This window comes from Nonomuraea sp. NPDC049480 (assembly GCF_044465905.1).
Classification (GTDB): Bacteria; Actinomycetota; Actinomycetes; order Streptosporangiales; family Streptosporangiaceae; genus Nonomuraea.
Genome location: NZ_JBITMD010000007.1, coordinates 411,446 through 430,442 on the forward strand (window position 1 = coordinate 411,446; position 18,997 = coordinate 430,442).

20 protein-coding genes are annotated in these 18,997 nt (G+C 69.7%); 7 read left to right on the top strand and 13 right to left on the bottom strand.

The genetic code is table 11. The annotated features are described in order from the left end of the window. Nucleotides 1-22: 22 nt before the first annotated feature. From ACIBX3_RS23105 to ACIBX3_RS23115, 3 genes are all read right to left on the bottom strand, one after another. Nucleotides 23-397, bottom strand: coding sequence for a DUF742 domain-containing protein (locus ACIBX3_RS23105; RefSeq protein WP_397120105.1), 375 nt, complete (start codon nt 395-397; stop codon nt 23-25). Next, entirely contained in the window at nt 394-2,802 is a 2,409-nt protein-coding gene (locus ACIBX3_RS23110; protein ID WP_397120107.1) for a nitrate- and nitrite sensing domain-containing protein, read from the bottom strand. Before ACIBX3_RS23110 ends, ACIBX3_RS23105 begins: the two co-directional genes overlap by 4 nt. Nucleotides 2,803-2,899: 97 nt before the next feature. After that, nucleotides 2,900-3,577: a DUF998 domain-containing protein gene (locus ACIBX3_RS23115; RefSeq protein ID WP_397120109.1), complete on the bottom strand. Its 678-nt coding sequence runs from the start codon at nt 3,575-3,577 to the stop codon at nt 2,900-2,902. 205 nt (nt 3,578-3,782) lie between these two features. Here ACIBX3_RS23115 and ACIBX3_RS23120 point away from each other — a divergent pair, with 205 nt between their 5' ends. After that, nucleotides 3,783-5,087: a hypothetical protein gene (locus ACIBX3_RS23120; protein WP_397120111.1), complete on the top strand. Its 1,305-nt coding sequence runs from the start codon at nt 3,783-3,785 to the stop codon at nt 5,085-5,087. 84 nt (nt 5,088-5,171) lie between these two features. Here ACIBX3_RS23120 and ACIBX3_RS23125 read toward each other — a convergent pair whose 3' ends face one another. The 5 genes from ACIBX3_RS23125 to ACIBX3_RS23145 form a co-directional block, all read right to left on the bottom strand. Beyond that, on the bottom strand, nt 5,172-6,056 hold the full coding sequence (locus ACIBX3_RS23125; RefSeq protein ID WP_397120113.1) for a DUF72 domain-containing protein: 885 nt from the start codon (nt 6,054-6,056) through the stop codon (nt 5,172-5,174). A 93-nt stretch (nt 6,057-6,149) separates the two neighbouring features. Continuing rightward, entirely contained in the window at nt 6,150-7,595 is a 1,446-nt protein-coding gene (locus tag ACIBX3_RS23130; RefSeq protein WP_397120115.1) for a xylulokinase, read from the bottom strand. Further along, on the bottom strand, nt 7,592-8,737 hold the full coding sequence (gene xylA, locus ACIBX3_RS23135) for a xylose isomerase (RefSeq protein ID WP_397120117.1): 1,146 nt from the start codon (nt 8,735-8,737) through the stop codon (nt 7,592-7,594). Before xylA ends, ACIBX3_RS23130 begins: the two co-directional genes overlap by 4 nt. Nucleotides 8,738-8,767: 30 nt before the next feature. Continuing rightward, on the bottom strand, nt 8,768-8,956 hold the full coding sequence (locus ACIBX3_RS23140; RefSeq protein ID WP_127938349.1) for a hypothetical protein: 189 nt from the start codon (nt 8,954-8,956) through the stop codon (nt 8,768-8,770). 60 nt (nt 8,957-9,016) lie between these two features. After that, complete coding sequence (locus tag ACIBX3_RS23145; protein ID WP_397120119.1) at nt 9,017-9,481, bottom strand: MarR family winged helix-turn-helix transcriptional regulator; 465 nt, start codon at nt 9,479-9,481, stop codon at nt 9,017-9,019. 62 nt (nt 9,482-9,543) lie between these two features. On the opposite strand from ACIBX3_RS23145, the gene ACIBX3_RS23150 reads away from it, so the two are divergent. Next, nucleotides 9,544-10,053: a VOC family protein gene (locus tag ACIBX3_RS23150; RefSeq protein ID WP_397120121.1), complete on the top strand. Its 510-nt coding sequence runs from the start codon at nt 9,544-9,546 to the stop codon at nt 10,051-10,053. A 46-nt stretch (nt 10,054-10,099) separates the two neighbouring features. Next, on the top strand, nt 10,100-10,333 hold the full coding sequence (locus ACIBX3_RS23155; RefSeq protein ID WP_397120123.1) for a hypothetical protein: 234 nt from the start codon (nt 10,100-10,102) through the stop codon (nt 10,331-10,333). On the opposite strand, the gene ACIBX3_RS23160 is transcribed toward ACIBX3_RS23155, so the two are convergent. Next, nucleotides 10,330-11,610: a TIGR04013 family B12-binding domain/radical SAM domain-containing protein gene (locus ACIBX3_RS23160; RefSeq protein ID WP_397120125.1), complete on the bottom strand. Its 1,281-nt coding sequence runs from the start codon at nt 11,608-11,610 to the stop codon at nt 10,330-10,332. The genes ACIBX3_RS23155 and ACIBX3_RS23160 overlap by 4 nt on opposite strands. A gap of 152 nt (nt 11,611-11,762) precedes the next feature. Between ACIBX3_RS23160 and ACIBX3_RS23165 the strand changes: the two genes are divergently transcribed. Further along, nucleotides 11,763-12,917: an MFS transporter gene (locus ACIBX3_RS23165; protein ID WP_397120127.1), complete on the top strand. Its 1,155-nt coding sequence runs from the start codon at nt 11,763-11,765 to the stop codon at nt 12,915-12,917. Here the strand turns inward: ACIBX3_RS23165 and ACIBX3_RS23170 are convergent. After that, entirely contained in the window at nt 12,911-13,393 is a 483-nt protein-coding gene (locus ACIBX3_RS23170) for a hypothetical protein (protein ID WP_397120129.1), read from the bottom strand. The genes ACIBX3_RS23165 and ACIBX3_RS23170 overlap by 7 nt on opposite strands. Nucleotides 13,394-13,717: 324 nt before the next feature. Here ACIBX3_RS23170 and ACIBX3_RS23175 point away from each other — a divergent pair, with 324 nt between their 5' ends. From ACIBX3_RS23175 to ACIBX3_RS23185, 3 genes are all read left to right on the top strand, one after another. Then, a complete protein-coding gene (locus tag ACIBX3_RS23175) occupies nt 13,718-14,722 on the top strand; it encodes a S1 family peptidase (RefSeq protein WP_397120131.1) in 1,005 nt (334 codons plus the stop codon). Between the two features lie 123 nt (nt 14,723-14,845). Continuing rightward, nucleotides 14,846-15,226 (top strand): VOC family protein, encoded by a 381-nt coding sequence (locus tag ACIBX3_RS23180; RefSeq protein WP_397120133.1) that lies wholly within the window; start codon nt 14,846-14,848, stop codon nt 15,224-15,226. Beyond that, nucleotides 15,226-15,594 (top strand): VOC family protein, encoded by a 369-nt coding sequence (locus tag ACIBX3_RS23185; protein ID WP_397120135.1) that lies wholly within the window; start codon nt 15,226-15,228, stop codon nt 15,592-15,594. Before ACIBX3_RS23180 ends, ACIBX3_RS23185 begins: the two co-directional genes overlap by 1 nt. A 75-nt stretch (nt 15,595-15,669) precedes the next feature. Here ACIBX3_RS23185 and ACIBX3_RS23190 read toward each other — a convergent pair whose 3' ends face one another. The 3 genes from ACIBX3_RS23190 to ACIBX3_RS23200 form a co-directional block, all read right to left on the bottom strand. Then, entirely contained in the window at nt 15,670-16,431 is a 762-nt protein-coding gene (locus tag ACIBX3_RS23190; protein WP_397120137.1) for a GNAT family N-acetyltransferase, read from the bottom strand. Between the two features lie 160 nt (nt 16,432-16,591). Then, entirely contained in the window at nt 16,592-17,248 is a 657-nt protein-coding gene (locus tag ACIBX3_RS23195) for a TetR family transcriptional regulator (RefSeq protein WP_397120139.1), read from the bottom strand. A gap of 10 nt (nt 17,249-17,258) precedes the next feature. Beyond that, a complete protein-coding gene (locus ACIBX3_RS23200; RefSeq protein WP_397120141.1) occupies nt 17,259-18,992 on the bottom strand; it encodes a bifunctional sugar phosphate isomerase/epimerase/4-hydroxyphenylpyruvate dioxygenase family protein in 1,734 nt (577 codons plus the stop codon). Nucleotides 18,993-18,997: the final 5 nt, after the last annotated feature.

The window sequence follows — 18,997 nt, forward strand, 5'->3', positions numbered from 1 at the left end:
AGGGCCCCTCCTCGGGCCTGGCCTAGAGTGCTCTGAGGCCGTTGATGACCTCTCGGAGCAGGCTCTCCGACGGCGTGGACCCCTTGTCGCGCTGCGGGCGCACCGAGATCAGGCCGTACTCCAGCAGGTCGCCCAGCAGCACCCTGACCACGCCGACCGGCAGGCCCACGTCCGAGGCGACCTCGGCGACGGCCCTGGACTGGGCGGCCAGGCAGCCGATCACCCGCCGGTGCTGCGCGCTGAGCTCGGCGTTGGCGGGGACGGGCGACCCCGTCGAGGTGACGTTCGCCAGCAGGTCGAGCGCCGAGGACGTGGACCGGGTGCGTCCGCGTGCGACCGCGTACGGCCGTACGACTGGCCCAGCCTCCTCGTCGACCCACTCTTGCTCGCGGCTCACGGCTGAGATCCCCCATCCTGGTCGCTGTCCTGCCGCCCGCGCTGCCAGCCGGACTGGAGCGAGGACAGCAGGGCCCTGGCCTCCTCCGGCGAGCGCTGCTCGGGGGCGGGCGCCGCGGGGGGCGGCGCCTGCTTGAGCCGCTGAGGCAGCCCCGCCTGCCGCTGGCGACGGGGCAGGCCCGTCTGCTGCTCGTCCGGCTCGTGCTGCTGGTCTGCGGGCCTCTCACGATGCGGCAGGCTCGCGGTCCGCTCGCGGTGGGGAAGGCTCGTGGGCCGGTCGCGCTGCGGGAGGCCGGTGGGCCGGTCGCGCTCCGGCAGGCCGGTGGGCCGGTCGCGCTGCGGGAGGCTCGTCAGCCCGTCGCCGGGCGGCAGCCCCATCTCCTCCTCCGCCGGCTGCGCCTGCTGCGGAAGCGCGTGTCCCGCGCCGCGCCTGCCGGCGCGGACCCGGCGCGGCAGGTCGCCGTGCCCGTTCGTGGTCTCCGGCCGGACGACCGAAACGGAGACGGGCTCGAACTCCACCGGCTGCGCGGGGGCCGCGATCGGCTCGACCAGCGGTCCCGGCACGAGCACGATGGCGGTGGTGCCCCCGTACGGTGACGGCTTGAGCGTCACCTTGATGCCATGCCTGGCCGCGAGCATGCCGACCACCGCGAACCCGAGCCGCTCGGTCTGGGCGGCGTCGAACTCCGGCGGGCTGGCCAGGCGCTCGTTGATGGCCCGGCGGGTGACCTCGTCCATGCCGAGGCCGCGGTCCTCGATCTCGACGGCGAAGCCCCTGCCCACGATCTCGCCGCGTACCGAGACCTCGTTGCTGGGCGAGGAGAAGGCGGCGGCGTTCTCGATCAGCTCGGCGAACAGGTGCATGAGGTCGGCGACGGCCGCGCCGGAGACGCCGACCTCGGTCATCGGGTAGACGCGTACCCGGGTGTACTCCTCCACCTGGGCCGCCGCGCCGCTCAGCACGTCCTCCATCGGGATGGCGCCGCGCCACCTGCGGCCCCCCGCGCCGCCCGAGAGCAGCACCAGGCCCTCGGCGTGGCGGCGCATGCGGGTGGTCAGGTGGTCAAGCCTGAACAGGCGCTCCAGCGCCTCCGGCTCCTCCGTCTGGCGCTGCATCTCGTCGAGCAGCTTGAGCTGGCGCTGGAGCAGCGACTGGCTGCGCCTGGCCAGGTTGCGCAGCGCCTCGGACAGGCCCTCGCGCAGCTTGGCCTGCTCGACCGCCGCGTCCACGGCCGTGCTCTGCACGCTGTCGAACGCCGCCGCCAGGTCGCTGATCTCGCTGGTGGCGTTGCGGCTCACCCTGATGGGCGGCGCCTCGGTCTCGATGTCCACGCTCTCGCCCTTGCGCAGCTTGGCCACGACGTCGGGCAGCCTGACCTCGGCCAGGTCCAGCGCGGTACGGCGCAGCGCCGCCAGCTCGCGGGTGATCCGCCGGCCGACCCGGATCGAGATGAACACCGAGAAGACCACCGCGATCAGGCCGAGCGCGCCGGCGACGGCCGCCCGCACCACGATCGCGATGCCCGCGGGCTCCATCCTGGCCAGCAGCTTGTCGCCGGTGTCCCAGACGGCCTGGCGGTATTCCTTCTGCACCTGGTCGGCGACGCCCCGCCAGAGCTGGATGTCCAGCGGCTGGCCGCCGATGTAGGTCTCCACCAGGTTCTCCATGGTGACGTACCTGGGGGAGTAGTAGATCTTCTCGAACGGCGCCCGCAGCTCGGTGTCGAGGTTGGCCAGGGCCTTCGGGAACAGGAGCGTCCTGGCGCCGTCGATGCCGGCCAGCAGGTGGACGTCCTGCATGTTCACCCGGCCGTTCGCGGCGATGATCAGGGCGTGCTCGCGGCTGAGCAGCTCACGTACCTCGTCGGCGGCGATCAGGCCATTCGCCTGGGCCGAGAGCTGGACGTCGGTGCTGATCGTCAGCCGGGAGTAGAGCAGGTGCACCTCGTCGGAGATCTTGGCGTACTCCGTGACGAGGGAGCTGGGGGTCAGCCGGCGCTCGTCCACCTTCCGCCTGATGTCCGGGAGCCGCTCGATCGCCGCGAACACAGCCTGGAGCTGGTTCTTCATGTCCGTCGTGAGCGCGGACTGCGTGTCCTCGGACAGCGCCTGCGCGGTCAGGTTCTTCCTGTTCGCATCGACCTTGGCGCGCGCCTCCGTCAGGGCATTCGCGTCCGTGATGTTGCCCGCGATCCGCTCGGCGGAGGCCTGCCGCTCGATCTGCAGGTTGCCGACGAGGCCGTCGGTGTTGTTGATGACGCTCGTCCAGATCGTCTCGACCTTGAGCAGGTTGAGCGCCTCTCCCGACGTGGTGCTCGCGGCGAAGCCCCAGAGCGCGATCAGGGAGATCAAGGGGATGACGAGCAGCGTCGAGATCTTGAATCGGATGGATCTGCCCGATGCCATGACACCTGCTCCCGGATAGAAGATCGCGGGAGAGAATAGCATCGAAACGCCTGGGTTTAAGATCGACTTGCGATAAATAGGTGATATGTCGGGAAATTTAGGCCCGAACTTGGGCACCCTGTAGCGCCCTGCCACCGGCCTGTGACGCCACGCCAGCATCCTGACGCCACACCAACCACGCCAGCCAGGCCGCCAGCACACCGAGCAACGCCACCTCGGCGCCCAGCAGCAACCGCTCCACAAGCCCGATCATCACCCGCTCGCCCGGCAGGGCCACGTACGTGATCGCCAGCAGCCCGAACCCCCCGGCCAGCGCCACCCATTCCACGGCCCGCGCCACGGGCTTCCAGGCGGCGCTGGCGGCCAGCCTGGGCACCAGCAAGGCCCCGGCGGCCGGGAGGCTCACGAACGCCGCCACGGACACGTACCGGTGGATCTGGGCCGCCAGATCGAGGTCCTGACCGATGGGTGTGGTCGGGATGACCGCGGCCACCACGAGCGCCCCCGACCACACCATCAGCAACCGCTCCGGCATCCCGCGCACCGGCGCCCCTGCCGCGCGCAGCCCCGCCAGCAACGCCAGCGACCCGATCCCGAGCACCGCCATCGCGATCTCCGTGACGCCCCCGCGGTCGGACACGGCGTACTCGCTGATGGTCACGTTCACGGGGTCCAGATACGGGTCGGGGTCGAGCTGCCCGACCAGCACCGCCACCACCGCGAACAGGATCGAGCCACAGGCGATCAGGGGGTAGAGCCTCTTTGCTGCGGTCATGGCACCACTCTCCCGCCGCCGCCCTCTCCCCTGCATCCGGCCCGATCCCTTAGCCGCCCCTGACCAAACCCTGACTTTCCCGGAGTCCGCAGGGGGTATCGCCATGTTTTCGACAGGTTCCTTGCGTTTCGCGGACCGGCTTGCTGTGCGATAGGACTGTCGATCAAGGATTGATCGTCCGGACCGGGCTACGGGTGGGTGGGCAATGGGAAAGGCAATCGCCCGGTTAGAAATCGGGCTGATGGTGGCGGGACTGATCGCGATCGCGGTTCTTCGTCCGCACGGCCTGTGGGGTGACGGCTGGGCGCGCTACCTCAACCTCACCGAGTTGCTGACCACCGGCGAGGCGCCCGAGGGCAAGTATTCGCTGATCGGTCCGTTGTTCTCCGCCCCGCTGTGGCTGGCCGGCCAGTTGGTGAACGCTCGGGAGGCGTGGGTCGGGCACTACAACGGCGTCGTCTTCGCGCTGGGGTTGCTGGCGTTCGCCTGGATGTTGCGCGACAGGATGCCCCGCGAGGTCCTGCGTACATTCCTGCTGTTGCTGGTCTTCGCCTCGATGTTCGCCAAGCACCTCACCCTCTACTACGGCGAGGTGTTCAGCGCGGTGCTGGTGGCGGTCGGCACCATCGCCGTGGTCACCGAGCGTCGCGGCGGGTGGGTGGCGATCGTCACGGGCGTGGCCAACACGCCGGCCTCCTTGCTCGGCTTGGGGTTTCTGGCCATCAGACGAGCGTGGGACACCCGCCGGGCCTGGTGCCTGCTGGCGGTCTTCGCGGCCGTGGCCCTCGTGATGGCCGAGGCATGGATCCGGCGCGGCAGCCCGCTCGCCACGGGCTATGAGAGCGGAAACCAGGGCGCCCAAACGATCATGCCGTATTCGGGGCTGCCCGGCTTCAGCTATCCGCTCGTCTTCGGGCTGCTGTCTCTTCTCCTGTCGTTCGGCAAGGGACTCGTCTTCTTCGCGCCCGCCTTCTTCCTGCCGGTCCGGGAAAGACTGAAGGACCTGCGAGCACGTGCCGACCTGGGCGCGCTCTACGGCATGTGGATGGCCTTCACCGTGGGCCTGATCCTGCTCTATGCCAATTACTGGGCCTGGAGCGGGGCGCATTTCTGGGGGCCGCGGTATCTGCTGTTCGCCTCCCTCCCCGCCTGCCTGGTGCTGGCGGTGCGCATGCACCGTCCCTACGAAAGCCTCCTGCCCAATGTGCTGACCTTGGCGGCTCTCGGGCTGTCGGTCTGGGTGGGGGTGAGCGGAGTGGTGTTCGGCGACAGTGCCGCCACGCCGGCCGGTTGCCTGGTCGAGGGGCCGAGGTACGAAGCGCCGCTGTGCTACTACACCCCCGAGTTCAGCGCGCTGTGGTACCCGTTCGTCGAGACGCCGGCCCTCGACGCGGCCCAGGTGATCCACCTGATCTTCGGGCTGACCGCCGGCGCGTACTTGCTGGCGCGCCCGGCACTCGTCGTGTTCCGCCAGGTGTGCGACCGCGTGCTCGCCCTGAAGAATTCATGAGTTCAACCCGCCACTTCAGTATGTTGTGACGCGGCCGACGGCTATGGCGCCCTCGACGGCGACGTGACGGTGCGGCCGCGTGGCCTATCGCTGATCCGGCGGGATCAGGCGAGCCAGCTGCGCGGCGTTGATCTGCGCGTAGTCGCGGTAGCAGTTGTTCATGAGAACGTGGGTCGCGTCGGCGTCCTCGGCGAGGGACCGCAGCTTGGGCGCCCACTCCCGCAGTTCCTCCTCCGGGTAGAGATAGCCGAATCGCTCGTGGATGTCCTTGCTGGTCCATTTCGCCGAATGGCCGTGGAACCGCACCACGGCCAGGCCGGCGGTGGCGGCGAGCACGGGCGGGACGGAGTCCGGATACCCCTGCGGCATGTCCACACTCACGTACGGCAACCCGTACGAGGTGAGGAAATCCAGGGTCTCGCTCCGGTTCTCCTCGCTCATCCAGGTGTGGTTGCGGAACTCGACGCAGATCCGCAGAGGGGCGCAGCGCGCCTTGCACTCGAGGATGTACTGCTTGTTGCGCTTGCCGATGGGAAACCAGCGCGGAAACTGGAACAGGATCGCGCCCAGCCGTCCCGAGCCGTGCAGCGGCGCCAACGCCGCCAGGAACCGGTCCCACACCTGTTCGACCACGTGCGGGTCCAGGTCACGCAGGTAGAGATTCGTCTTCGTCTCCCCGAGCCGCTCACGCAGATCCTTGTACAACGCCGCCGGCCTGGTCGGGTGCTGGGTCAGCAGAGAGAACGCCTTCAGGTCGAAGGTGAACCCGGAAGGCGTCCGGTCACGCCACAACGAGACCGTGCTTTCCGCGGGCGGCGAGTAATAGGACGAATCCACCTCCACCACGGGAAACCGGCTCGCGTAGTAGCGCAATCTCTCCTCGGCGGACGTGACATCGTCGGGATACCACCCTGACGCCAGCAGCGTCTTGTCGGTCCACGAAGCGGTCCCCACCAGGATGCGGCCCATGTCCTCACACGTACCCGGGCCCTCCCCGCCGAGACCTGACGTGGCGCCTTGATCCCCGAGGAGAAGGAGTGCTCCTCGGGGACGAGGGGCGTGTCAGTCCAGGATGTGGGCGGTGGCGCGGGCGTAGCGGTCGCGGATCTCCGGGATCGCCTCGCCCTCGTACGTGGCCGTGTCCTCCGAGCGCCAGTCCGGCGTCGTCAGGAGCGTGGCCGCTTGGTACGCGGCCCCGTTGGCGACGTACTCGGCCGGCGGCGGCACCGTGATCGGGACACCGAAGATCGTGGGAGCGATGCGGCGTACGGCCTGCGAGCGGGCGGCACCGCCGATCAGCAGCACCCGCTCCGGCCGCAGGCCCAGCGCGTCCAGGGCGTCGGCCATGCCGCACAACATCCCCTCGATGGCCGCCCGCGCCAGATGGGCGGGCGTGGAGGTGGCCAGGGTCAGCCCGTGGATCGAACCGGTCGCGGTCGGACGGTTGGGGGTGCGCTCGCCCTCCAGGTACGGCACCAGCGTCAGCCCGTCCGCCCCCGGAGGCGCCTGGAGCGCGAGGTCGCTCAGTTCGTCGAGGCCGGCCCCGACGATGCGGGCGGCGGCGTCCATCACCCTGGCGGCGTTGAGCGTGCACACCAGCGGCAGGAACCGCCCCGTGGCGTCGGCGAAGCCGGCCACCGCGCCCGAAGGGTCGGCGCTGGGCGACTCCGCGACCGCGAACACCGTCCCCGACGTGCCCAGCGACACCACGACATCGCCCGAGCGAGCGCCCACGCCGAGCGCGGCGGCCATGTTGTCACCGGTGCCGGGGGCGATCAGCACCCGTCCGGCGGCCACACCCGCACCCGGCGCGACCGCACCGGCGGCCTCGTCCGCCGGCCCCAGCACCCGCGGCAGCGACGGCACCGAGCCGAAGGCGGCCTTCAGCAGGTCCGTACGGTAAGAGCCGGTCGACGGTGACCAGTAGCCGGTCCCCGAGGCGTCCCCCCGGTCGGTGGTGAGGTGGTCGAGCGGCGGCGCCGGGGCGTCCTGCCAGGCGGCCGGGGAGAACGGGACCCCCGACGCCAGCGCGCCCGCCAGCCGCCACGTCAGCCAGTCGTGCGGCAGGCACACCGCCGCGGTACGCCGGGCGTTGTCCGGCTCGTGCTCGGCCAGCCACCGCAGCTTGGTCACGGTGAACGACGCCACGGGCACCGAACCCACGGCCTCGGCCCACGCCTGGGCCCCGCCCAGCTCCGCGATCAGGTCGGCGGCGGCCTGGGCGGAGCGGGTGTCGTTCCAGAGCAGGGCATCGCGTACGACATTTCCGGACTCGTCCAGGCAGACCATGCCGTGCTGCTGCCCCGCGACGCTGATGGCCGCCACGCCGTCCAGCCCGCCGGCCTCCTCGACGGCCTGCAGCAACGCCGTCCACCAGTGCGACGGGTGCACCTCCGTGCCGTCCGGGTGCCGGGCCCGGCCCTCGCGCACCAGCGCGCCCGTCTCCGCGTCACGAATGACGACCTTGCAACTCTGCGTCGACGAATCGACCCCCGCGACCAGCGTCACCCACGAACTCCTAACAAGTGCTCCAGCGCAAGCTGGTTGAGATGCGTGAAATGGTATCCGCGCCGCGCCGCCGCGTCGGGATCGAAGTCGTCCCCCGCCAGGTCGGCCAGCGTCTCGCCGCGGTTGAGCGTGGGCAGGCCGAGCTCCTCGACGCGGGAGGCCCGCAGCGCCTCCCGCACCTCCGGATCAGCCCTGAAATTTCGTGCCTTCTCGCGAAGAATCAGGTATGTCCGCATATTGGCGGCGGCCGACACCCACACGTCGGAGGGGTCCTCCGTACGCGGCGGCTTGTAGTCGAAGTGCCGAGGCCCGTCGTAGCCGCCGTGCTCCAGCAGGTCCACCAGGAAGAACGCGCTCATCACGTCCCCGTGCCCGAACACCAGGTCCTGGTCGAAGCGCGGCCCGTGCTGGCCGTTGAGGTCGATGTGGAACAGCTTGCCCTGCCACAGCGCCTGCGCGATGCCGTGGACGAAGTTGAGCCCGGCCATCTGCTCGTGGCCGACCTCGGGGTTGAGTCCCACCATGTCGGGGAATTCGAGCTGGCTGATGAACGCCAGCGCGTGCCCGATCGTCGGCAGCAGGATGTCGCCGCGCGGCTCGTTGGGCTTGGGCTCGATGGCGAAGCGGATGTCGTAGCCGCGCTCGCGGACGTAACCGCACAGCAGGTCGACGGCCTCCTTGTAGCGCCCGAGCGCGGCCCGCACATCCTTGGCCGCGTCGGACTCGGCGCCCTCGCGCCCGCCCCAGCACACGTAAGTGGTGGCGCCCAGCGAGGCGGCCAGGTCGAGGTTGCGCATCACCTTGCGCAGGGCGTATCGCCGCACGTCACGATCGTTGCTGGTGAACGCCCCGTCGCGGAAGACGGGATGGGTGAACAGGTTGGTGGTGGCCATGGGCACTTTCAGCCCAGTTTCGGCAAGCGCTTTCCGAAACGCCGCGATCGCCCTGTCACGATCGGGCTCGACGGCGAGCAGGTCGTCGTCGTGGAAGGTGACGCCATAGGCCCCCAGCTCGGCCAGCCGGTGCACGCTCTCAACGGGATCAAGGGGAGCACGGGTCGCGTCTCCGAACGGATCGCGTGCCTGCCAGCCGACCGTCCACAGACCGAACGTGAATCGATCATCAGGGGTTGGCTCGTACATGTACCCGATGCTCCCCTTGTGATCAGTTCTTCACAACCCCGAGGGGTCGCGCCCCACGCTGATCTCCTCGGCGATCTTGCGTATCTCCGCCACCTCGAGGCCGGGAGCCTTGGGCAGGTCGCGCAGCAGCGCGTCCATGACCACGGGCACGGGCTGGCCGGCGAAGCGGCCCGCAATGCCATGGACCGCCCTGAACAGCGCCTCTTCGGTGTCGTGCATCGGCATCTCCTCGATCGGGTACGCGGAGAACGCTACGGCTTCCGCACGACACTTCGCTCGCTAGCCCTCCAGCGTGTTCGCGTCGGCCGCGTAAATGATGGCGGAACAGATCTCGTCCAGCTCGCGTACCTGCTCGGATTCGAGCACGTCGAACAGCGTCCGCCGCACCTCCTCGACGTGCCCGTGAGCGGCGGCGGCGAGCACCGCGAAGCCCTCGTCGGTGAGCACGGCGAGGTTGCCGCGACGGTCGGCCGGGCAGCGCTCCCGCCGGACCCAGCCGCGCTCCTCCAGGCGCGCCACGGCGTGCGAGAGGCGGCTCTGGGAGCTCTGCGCCCTGGCGGCCAGCTCGCTCATCCGCATGGTCCGTCCCGGCGCCTCGGACAGGCGCACGAGGATCACGTAGTAGGCGTGCGGCATGTTCGCGTCTCGCTGGAGCTGGCGGTCGAGGGCCTCGTTGATCAACTGGGTCGCCGCCAGGAACTTCCGCCAGGTCCGCTGCTCGTCCTCATCCAGCCATCGGGTCACGCTCTCAACTTACTTGAACTCTCATATACTTAGGGCCGGGATTCTGCTGAAAGGGGATCACCATGCCGATCCAGCGGCTCAACCACGCGGTCCTGTACGTCCGCGACGTCAACCGCAGCGTCGCCTTCTACCGCGAGGCCCTCGGCTTCGAGGTCGTGATGGGCATGTCCGGCGCCGCCTTCCTCCAGGCGCCGGGCTCGACGAACGACCACGACCTGGGCCTGTTCCAGATCGGCGCGGACGCCGCCCCGTCGCCGGCCGGCCGCACCTCCGTGGGGCTCTACCACCTGGCCTGGGAGGTCGACACCCTCTCCGAGCTGGAGCGGATCGCCGCCAAGCTGAGCGAGCTCGGCGCGCTGGTCGGCGCGTCCGACCACGCCACCACCAAGGCGCTGTACGCCAAGGACCCCGACGGGCTGGAGTTCGAGGTGTCGTGGCTGGTGCCGGCCTCGCTGCTGACCGAAGAGATCCTCGCCGCCCGCTCCGGCATCCGGCCGCTGGACCTCAGGGCCGACAAGGAGCGGTTCGGCGCCGAAACGCGAGGCGGCGTGGGCGTGTCGATCCCCGCCTGAAGTACCGTGGCAGTATCGATTCCTTCTTCCGCCGCGGAGAACGGCCATGCCAAGCGATCCTGATCACGTGCTCGACGCCATCGACGGCGTCGTCGACGAGTGGGAGACGCTGAGCGCCGACGCCATGCGCTGGGCGCCTCCCGAAAGCAAGAGTCCCGACCTCATGACCGAGGTGACCGAGATCTTCGGTCCGCTGGTCAACGCGTTCTCCGAGGCGCTGCGGCCGGTCAGCGACGCGTTCGAGCGCGTCCTGCACGCCATGGACGAGGACGACGACTAGGTCGCCCGCCTGCGCCTGGCCCGTCGAGGGTAGGCCTTGGCGGTCTCGGCCAGGCGTACGGCGTGCTCGGCCTGCTTGCGCCAGTGCCCGTAGGCGTCGCCGCGCTGCGCCAGCCGGTCGAGCTCCTGCATGGTCGTGAGCGGGATGAACGCCGGCTCGGCGTCCCGCCACGGCGTGCCCGGCAGCGGCATGAACGTGTGCGTGTGGATGCGCGCCCCGAGGTCGGCCAGGTCGGCGGCGAGCCGGAGTGAGGCGGCCTGATCCGCCTCGTCCTCGCCGGGCATCCCGAAGATGAAGTCGACGTTGGGCCGGAAGCCGTGCTCGATGGCGATCCTGACCGCGTCGCGCACCGGTGAGGTGTCGTGCCCGCGCCCCGAGGCCGCCAGCACCCGGTCCGATCCCGACTGGGCGCCGATGATCAGATTGTCGTTGGCGACGTACCGCTTGAGCAGCCGCATCGCCTCCGGCGTGACGTGCTCGGGGCGCACCTCCGACGGGAAGCTGCCGAAGAACACCCGCCCGCGCGGCGGCAGCTCCTCCTTGACCCCGGCCAGCAGCTCCTCCACCGCGCCGAGATCGGGGCCGGGGCCGGGGGAGCCGTACGAGAGCGAGGTCGGCGTGATGAACCTGATGTCACGCAGCCCTCGCTCGACCATGCCGCGCACGTGCTCGCGCACGCCGGCGACCGACCGATGCCGGAACTGGCCGCCGAACATGAAGGGTGTCTGGCAGAAGCGGCATGTGTACCGGCACCCGCGGGTGATCTCGATCGGCCCGTTCCTGCCGACGAAGGACGGGAACGCGTCCAGCGGCAGTTGCGGCGCCGGCCTGGTGCGCAGCGCGACCCCGTCCGCGTCCTTGATCGCCAGCCCGGGGACGGTGGTGAGCGGCGCGTCCTCCTGGAGCGCCCGGACCAGCGAGATGATCGTCGACTCCCCCTCGCCGATCCCCGCCAGGTCCCAGCCCGCGTCGAGGACCTGCTGCGGCTCGGCCGTGGCGTGCACCCCGCCCGCGATGTGCAGCCCCCGGCCGCCGCTCAGCTCCTTCACCGTCGCCAGCTCGGCGGCCATGGCCTCGGCGTCCGGCGAGTAGAACGACCACAGCACCAGCACCCGGTCGTCCTCGGTGGCGGCGATGTGCCCGGCGGTCTCCTCGGGGGTCGTGCCGAGCCGCAGCTCGTGCTCGACCTTCGCCGTCTCCAGGGCGGCGAGCAGCGCGTGCACGCCGTACGTCACCGCCTTGCGGTATCGGACCACCACACTGACCTGAGCCACCATTGGACTCTACGACAGGTCAGGGAAGCCGGCGGACGGCTAGACTCGGGCCATGCACTGGCGACATTGATGACTGACCAGAGGCCGGCGCGGGGCGCGCGGACCTCCGAGGCGACGAGCACTCGGAGTCCCCGTTCGTCCCCCTGGAAGGCCTCATGCTCGTCACGAAACTTTACGCCTACGCGTTCGTAGGCGAATTCATCCTGCTCTACCCGGTGTATTCGCTGCTGTTTCTCGACACCGGGTTGTCCGTAACCGAGATCTCGTCCTTGTTCGTCATCTGGTCGGTGACGGGCATGGTGCTGGAGGTTCCGTCCGGGGCCTGGGCCGACGCCGTGTCCAGGCGCCTGCTCCTGTGCCTCGGTCCGTTACTGGCCGGCGCCGGCTTCGCCCTGTGGACTCTGTTCCCTTCCTACTGGGCGTTCGCCGCGGGCTTCGTGTTGTGGGGCGCGCAGGGCGCCCTCGTCTCCGGCGCCTACGAAGCCCTGGCCTATGAGGAGCTGGAACGCCTCGGCCAGGAGCACCGGTACGCCACCGTCATGGGCCGGGCCGAGTCCGCCGGCGTCGTCGCGGCGGCGGCTTCGATCGGGCTCGCCATGCCCGTGTTCACAGCCGGCGGATACCTCGCCGTGGGGGTGGCCAGCGTGCTGGCCTGCGTCCTCGGCGCCGCCTTGGCCCTTACGCTGCCCGAGCACCGAACACCCGGCTCCGCCACGGAGGGCAGCTATCTGGCGGTGCTGCGGGCCGGCATCACGGAGGCCCGCACCGACCGGGGTGTGCTCCACGGGGTGCTCTTGGTCTCCTTCGTGACGGCGATCTGGGGGGCCCTGGAGGAGTACGTCCCCTTTCTCGGCGTCGAGACCGGCGTGGCCACGACCACGGTCCCGCTCCTGGTCCTCGTCGTCTGGATCGGCGTCACGGCCGGCGGCCTGCTGGCCGGGTTGGCCAAGGGGATGTCGGCCCGCGCATACGCCCTGACGATCGGGGGCGCGGCGCTCGCCATGGCCGCGGGGGCGATGAGCGGGCATCCGGCGGGGTTCGCGCTGATCGCGGTGGCGTTCGGAGCGTTCCAGCTCGCCGGGGTGGTGGCCGACGCACGCCTCCAGGAGCGGATCACCGGTCCGGCCCGGGCGACCGTGACGTCGGTGGCCGGCCTGGGCATGAACGTGGTCACCTTGGTCGTCTACACCGCCTACGGCGCGGCCTCGTCGGGCCTGTCGCACGGTGCCGCGTTCGCCGTCCTGGTGGCGCCGTACGTGCTGATCGCCCTCCTGGTGATCCGGCCGCCGGCTCCGTCACGCGTTCAGTAGCGGGACGGGATCCGCTTGGGCAGGGGCGGCGGCGCGGGGGCCGCCGTCTCCTGCTCCTCCGGCTGCGGAGGCTCGTCAGGCACCATCGCCTTGCCCCGCCACCGGGACGGGAAGAACGAGGCGACGAGCAACACACATCCGACCGGAAGCGACCAGGTGTTCAGCAGGCTCGCATAAAGCTCGATGTATTCCTGCGGCACGAGCTCCCACCCCAGCCTGTGGTCGCCACCCAGTCCGATGCGCACCAGCACCGCCCCGCCGAGCCCGGCGAAGACGAGGCCGGGCAGCAAGGAGGCGAACGGTGACAGCCTCGACCCGACCAGAACACCGATGACGACGAAGGTGCCGACGAACATGGGCATCGCGATCCAGTCGATGGCGATCTTCGGCATGAGGCTGTAACGCTCGACGGAGCCGTACGACAGACCGGCTGCGATCAGCGGCGTGGCCAGCAGTCCTGCGCCGGCGCCGAGCATATGACGAACACCATTACGCACAGATAACACCTCCAGCATCGGGACCTTACCCGGCAATCACTCACAGGCACCATTAAGGCCGGATATGTACGCTTCGAGACTATGACCAAAACCCACCCATAACACCGAAATAGGGACGCTTTGATACCTGACGGCGCTCGTACCAGCCGTTAACTTGACAGCACCCCCACCCGAGGAGTGCACATGTTGAGTAAGCGCTGTGCGCTGGTAGGCGGCGTCATCTTAGCCGTCAGCCTGGCAACCCCCCTCAGCTCCGCAGCAGCTGATCCTGCACCTCAATCCGCCTCCCCAGCTCCCCCGTCCATGATCGACGCCCTCGAGCGCGACCTCGGCCTCTCCGAGGCGCAAGTCGTCGCCCGGCTGGCCAACGAGGAACGCGCCGCGGCCACCGAATCCGCACTGAGCACCCAGCTCGGCGGGTCGTTCGCCGGCGCCTGGCTGAACGACGACGCCTCCAAGCTCATGGTCGCCACCACCGACGCCAACGCCGCCCCCGCCATCGAGGCACGGGGCGCGCAGCCGGTCGTCGCCAAGCGCACGCTGGCCGACCTCAACGCGGTCATGCAGCGGCTCGACGCGGCCCCGCGCCGGGCCAGGACCGCCGCGACGCTGTGGTACGTCGACGTGAAGACCAACACCGTCTCCGTGCAGGCGCCGACCGTGGAGGCCGCCGAAGCCCTCGTCGCGGCCGCCGGCGTCGATCGGAGCCTGGTCACCGTGGCGGCGACGGCCGAACAGCCGACGACGTTCATCGACATCATCGGCGGCTCGCCGTTCTACATCGGCGGAAGCCGCTGCAGCGTCGGCTTCGCCGTCACCAGGGGCACCACACCCGGCTTCACCACCGCCGGGCACTGCGGCCGGGCCGGGTCCAGGACGACCAACCCCACGGGCACCTTCCAGGGCTCGTCCTTCCCGGGCAACGACTACGCGTGGGTGGCCGCTCCCGGCAACAACGCCACGCCGTACGTACGCGGCTCCGGCGGCGCGCTCGTGACCGTCCGCGGCTCCACCCAGGCCTCGGTCGGCGCGTCCATCTGCCGCTCCGGCTCGACCACCGGCTGGCGCTGCGGCACCATCCAGCAGCACAACGCCACGGTCCGCTACGCGCAGGGCACGGTCACCGGCCTGACCAGGACCAGCGCCTGCGCCCAGCCGGGCGACTCCGGCGGCTCGTTCATCTCCGGCAGCCAGGCCCAGGGCATGACCTCCGGCGGCTCCGGCAACTGCTCCATCGGCGGCACGACGTACCACCAGCCGGTCAATGAGGCCTTGAGCGCTTACGGTCTCACGCTCCGAACAGGCTGACCGAAACCCGCGCAGCGTGCCCACCAGACCCGGGCACGCTGCGCGGCCGTTTCACCGATGAGTTTCGGGCGGCCGGCGGGTCTGTCCTGTCGTGAGCACGTACGACGACAGAGGAGTCAGCCGATGAAGCGCCCTGTCCTAGGCAGCCTGCTGCTGGCCAGCACCGACCCCGAGCGCCTGCGCGCCTGGTACGCCGCCACGCTCGACCCCGAGGACGACGTCGCCGTCAACGGCTACCGGATCCTCAAGTTCGGCGAGTGCTTCCTGTTCATCGACACGCGGGAAGACGTGGCAGACAAGAACCCCGAGCCCGGCAGGGTGATACTGAACTTCGACGTGGAGGACGCCCGTGCCGTGGTGACCCGCATGGAGCAGGCGGGTGTGACCTGGCTGGCGCAGCTCGAGGACCGAGACGGCAGCCTGTTCGCCACCGCGATCGACCCGGACGGCAACTACGTCCAGATCATCCAGCTCAGCGAGGAGCACCGGAAGGGGATGCAGTGATGTTCGGAACGACGAGAGCGTTCAGCGGTTTCTCGGTGAACGACATCGCGGCGGCGAAGAAGTTCTACGGCGAGACCCTGGGCCTGCACGTCACGGAGGACCACGGCATGCTGACCCTCCACATAGCGGGCGGCACAGAGATCCTCGTCTATCCCAAGGACAACCACACGCCTGCCACGTTCACGATTCTCAACTTCCCGGTGGAGGACATCGAGAAGGCCGTGGACGAGCTGGTGGCCCGCGGCGTGCGTTTCGAGCGCTACCCGCAGATCAAGTCGGACGAGAAAGGCATCGTCCGCGAGGCCGGCCCACCGGTCGCCTGGTTCACCGACCCGGCGGGAAACGTCCTTTCCATCCTGCAGCAGTAGCCCGGAGGGGGTCCTGCCGCGGGGAAGGACGGTGTGTGGTCCGGGCGGAACAGGCCGGACCACACACCTTCGTCGTCATGTCTTCTGGCGGAGCGAGATGAAGAGCGCCTCGCCCATCTTCCGATACCCAACGCGGGCGTACACCTGCGCGGCCCTGTCATCGGCAGGAGTCAGAAACGCCGTCGTGACCCCGGCGCTCGCCCCCGCCCGGGTCAGCAGCGCCGTGATCGCACCCCCGACACCTCGCCGCCGGTACGAGGAACGCACCGCGATGCCGGCCACCTCGGCCACCCCCCGATACGGACTGCCGATCTGCCCACCGCCGGCCACGTCGCCCGTCGCCGTGTCGACGGCGGCAGCCACCAGCCCGCCCCCGTCCACCATCCTCCGCAGCCGCGCGACATCGTGCTCGGTGGCCTCCGGCGCCTCGAACGCCTCGTTCATCACCCGCGCGACCTGCCACAGCTCGGGATCCTCACGCACGAGCACGACCTTGAGCACGCCGTCGTCCACAGGCGCGTCCACCACGTCGTCCGGCGAGCACACCAACAACGGATAGCGGTCTTCCTGAGTGAAGCCCGCCGCCAGCAGCGCACCCTCCACCTTCGGCGCGGCCGCCGGCACGTACTCCAGCCGGGGCGTCCTGCCCCGCTCCCGGAACACCGCGACCAGCTCGGCGACCTCCTGGGCCGTGGGCGCGCTGTCGTCGTCGGGTATGGCGTAGTTGAACGGGAGCGCGTCATCATGCTCATCGAACCGGACCGTGAACGACCCGACCCTCCGCGCGCCAGACCCGGCCACCGACCTGAGATAGGCGTGTACGTCGGCTTCCAGCAAGTAAGGTCCCTTCCCCCCTGCAATCGTCAATCAGCACAACCTAGGCTCCGGCCGATCCACGGACAACCGATTTGGCTCCGATGTGTGCGAGCAGGCCGAGTACGCCGCCGTCGCCGTCTTCCATCCGATGTGCCTGACGGAATCTTTCGACCGAGGGGGCTTACCGAGCGCCCGCTCCACGCAGGTAGGCCACCACCATCTCGCCGACCATGGCCCGCAGCCGGGCTCGGTCACCCTCTGCGGCGATATCGCGTCCGAACAGCACTCCGAAGGTGTGCTGGTTGGCGATGCGGAAGAAGCAGAAGGCACTGATCATCATGTGGACGTCGACGGCGTCCGCCTCCGTGACGAAGTCGCCCGAGGCCCGTCCCGCCTCCAGGATGCGGGAGATGATTCCGATCACCGGCGTGCCCAGGGTGGCCAGCACGGGGGACTTGCGGATGTGCTCGGCGTGATGGATGTTCTCGATGCTGACGAGCTTGATGAAGTCCCGGTGCGCGTCGTGGTGGTCGAAGGTCAGCTCGGCCAAGGTGCGTATCGCCTCGACAGGGGCCAGATGTTCGACGTCGACGGTTCGCTCGACCGCCCGCACCTCCGTGTACGCGGCCTCGAGGACGGCCGTGTAGAGCTGCTCTTTGCTGCCGAAGTAGTAGTAGATCATCCGTTTGGTGGTGCGGGTCAGCGCGGCGATCTCATCTACTCTGGCCCCGGCGTACCCCCGCCGCGCGAACTCCCGCGTCGCGACCTCCAGGATCTCCGCCCTGGTCCGATCGGCGTCGCGCTGCCGCTCTCCTGCGGGCTGGGTTGCCGGGTGCATGGACCGCATCTTATGCGTACGGTCTGGCATGCTGGGCCGCGAGCCGGACCGGGCTGTTGACCATGCCGTACCCCTCGTAGTCGCCGATGCGCTGGACCACCTCGAAGAAGACCCTGCCGAACGTCGCGGTGTACAGGTGCAGGAACTCTCCACGGTCGTCCCGGTCGTACAGCAGGCCGAGTTCGCGCAGCGTCCGGAGCCGGTCGACGCCGAGGTCGTAGCGGGCCTCCAGGTCGTCGTAGTAGTTGCCGGGGATCGGCAGGGTCAAGCCGTGCAGGCGGCGGGCCGTGGCCATGATGTCGCGGCAGGCGAGAGCGACGTGCTGCCAGGGTGTGCCCCGGGCGCTCACGCTGGCGATGTTGAGCACCATCCGGACGGCGTCGTCCGGCCCTGACATGGCCCGGCTGCGGACCAGCCCGTACGGGTCGGCGAACTCCACGCTCTGGTGCGGGCGTAGCCCGAGGACTCCCCGGTAGAACAGGGCCGCCTCGTCGAAGTGGTGGCGTGGCTGGGTGAGCGCGACGTGGTCCAGGTGCGTGATGTCACCCCCGGGCACCTGCTCTGGGGTGAAGTCGGACCGCCAGGAGGGCTCGGCCGTGCGGCAGAAGAACAGCTCGGTTCCGTCGGGTGCGGCCACCGCGTCGAGCTTGGCCTCGCCGGGGCCGCGGCGCCGGGGCAGAACGGGGGCGAGCAGGCGCGCCGCGCGTTCGACGGCGCCCTCCGGGTCGGGGATCTCCAGGCCGAGCGCGGCCAGGGAGGTGCCCTCATGGGCCGAGTTGAGCAGGATCCTGGCCCCGTTCTGTTCCCACAGCTCGACCGGCTTGGTGGCGTGTCGTCCGGTACGGGCGAAGCCCAATGCGGTGAGGAGCCCGGAGAGCCGATCCGGCGAGGGTACGGTCAGCTCGGCGAAGGCGAATCCGACCGGTCCCGCCGTCGAAGGAACGCCTCCCTCCAAGAGGATCAGTGAACGCATCGCGTCGCGAGCGGTACGGCTTGCGGATGCCTGCCGGAAGATGTCGTTGAACACCTCCAGCGACAGCGGGCCGCCGTATCCGGCGCGCAGGGTGTGCTCGACCAGTCCTGCCACGTCGAAATCGCCCTGCCCTGGAAAGCAGCGGTAGTGACGGCTCCACTGCAGGACGTCCATCGCCAGGCGGGGCGCGTCGGCGAGCTGCAGGTAGAAGATCTTCTCTCCAGGTATCGCCTCGATGCCGCCGGGATCGGAGCCTCGCGACAGGATGTGAAAGCTGTCCAGGCAAACGCCCAGGTTCGGGTGATCGGCCATCCGGACGATCCGCCAGGAGTGCAGGTACTCGTCGACGTGCCGCCCCCAGGCCAGCGCCTCATAGGCGATCTTGATGCCGTGCTCGGCGGCCCGCGACGCGAGCAGCCGCAGGTGCTCAGCGGCGAGTTCGTCATCGTCGATGGCGTCAGGCGAGACGCTGGAGCAGACGAGCAGCATGGGCGCGCCGAGCCGTTCCATGAGGGCGAACTTGCGCTCGGCCCGGCGCAGGTTGCCCGCGAGCGCCTCGGGGCCGACCGCCTCGAAGTCACGCAAGGGCTGGTAGAGGTCGATGGTCAGGCCGAGATCCGCCACCCGCGAGCGCACCTCCTCGGGTGCCAGCGGAGACGAGATCAGGTCGTTCTCGAAGATCTCGACTCCGTCGAATCCGGCGGCGGCGATCGCATCGAGCTTCTCTGCCAGCGACCCGCTCACCGACACCGTGGCGATGGACTTCCGCACAGCTG

Excerpts from the sequence above, each read along its gene's own strand:
- ACIBX3_RS23165 (WP_397120127.1), top strand. The coding sequence starts at position 11,763 with ATGCTCGTCACGAAACTTTACGCCTACGCGTTCGTAGGCGAATTCATC.
- ACIBX3_RS23195 (WP_397120139.1), bottom strand. The coding sequence starts at position 17,248 with ATGCACCCGGCAACCCAGCCCGCAGGAGAGCGGCAGCGCGACGCCGAT.
- ACIBX3_RS23180 (WP_397120133.1), top strand. The coding sequence starts at position 14,846 with ATGAAGCGCCCTGTCCTAGGCAGCCTGCTGCTGGCCAGCACCGACCCC.
- ACIBX3_RS23150 (WP_397120121.1), top strand. The coding sequence starts at position 9,544 with ATGCCGATCCAGCGGCTCAACCACGCGGTCCTGTACGTCCGCGACGTC.
- xylA (WP_397120117.1), bottom strand. The coding sequence starts at position 8,737 with ATGTACGAGCCAACCCCTGATGATCGATTCACGTTCGGTCTGTGGACG.
- ACIBX3_RS23115 (WP_397120109.1), bottom strand. The coding sequence starts at position 3,577 with ATGACCGCAGCAAAGAGGCTCTACCCCCTGATCGCCTGTGGCTCGATC.
- ACIBX3_RS23110 (WP_397120107.1), bottom strand. The coding sequence starts at position 2,802 with ATGGCATCGGGCAGATCCATCCGATTCAAGATCTCGACGCTGCTCGTC.
- ACIBX3_RS23160 (WP_397120125.1), bottom strand. The coding sequence starts at position 11,610 with ATGGTGGCTCAGGTCAGTGTGGTGGTCCGATACCGCAAGGCGGTGACG.
- ACIBX3_RS23140 (WP_127938349.1), bottom strand. The coding sequence starts at position 8,956 with ATGCACGACACCGAAGAGGCGCTGTTCAGGGCGGTCCATGGCATTGCG.
- ACIBX3_RS23120 (WP_397120111.1), top strand. The coding sequence starts at position 3,783 with ATGGGAAAGGCAATCGCCCGGTTAGAAATCGGGCTGATGGTGGCGGGA.
- ACIBX3_RS23155 (WP_397120123.1), top strand. The coding sequence starts at position 10,100 with ATGCCAAGCGATCCTGATCACGTGCTCGACGCCATCGACGGCGTCGTC.
- ACIBX3_RS23125 (WP_397120113.1), bottom strand. The coding sequence starts at position 6,056 with ATGGGCCGCATCCTGGTGGGGACCGCTTCGTGGACCGACAAGACGCTG.
- ACIBX3_RS23175 (WP_397120131.1), top strand. The coding sequence starts at position 13,718 with ATGATCGACGCCCTCGAGCGCGACCTCGGCCTCTCCGAGGCGCAAGTC.
- ACIBX3_RS23185 (WP_397120135.1), top strand. The coding sequence starts at position 15,226 with ATGTTCGGAACGACGAGAGCGTTCAGCGGTTTCTCGGTGAACGACATC.
- ACIBX3_RS23170 (WP_397120129.1), bottom strand. The coding sequence starts at position 13,393 with ATGCTCGGCGCCGGCGCAGGACTGCTGGCCACGCCGCTGATCGCAGCC.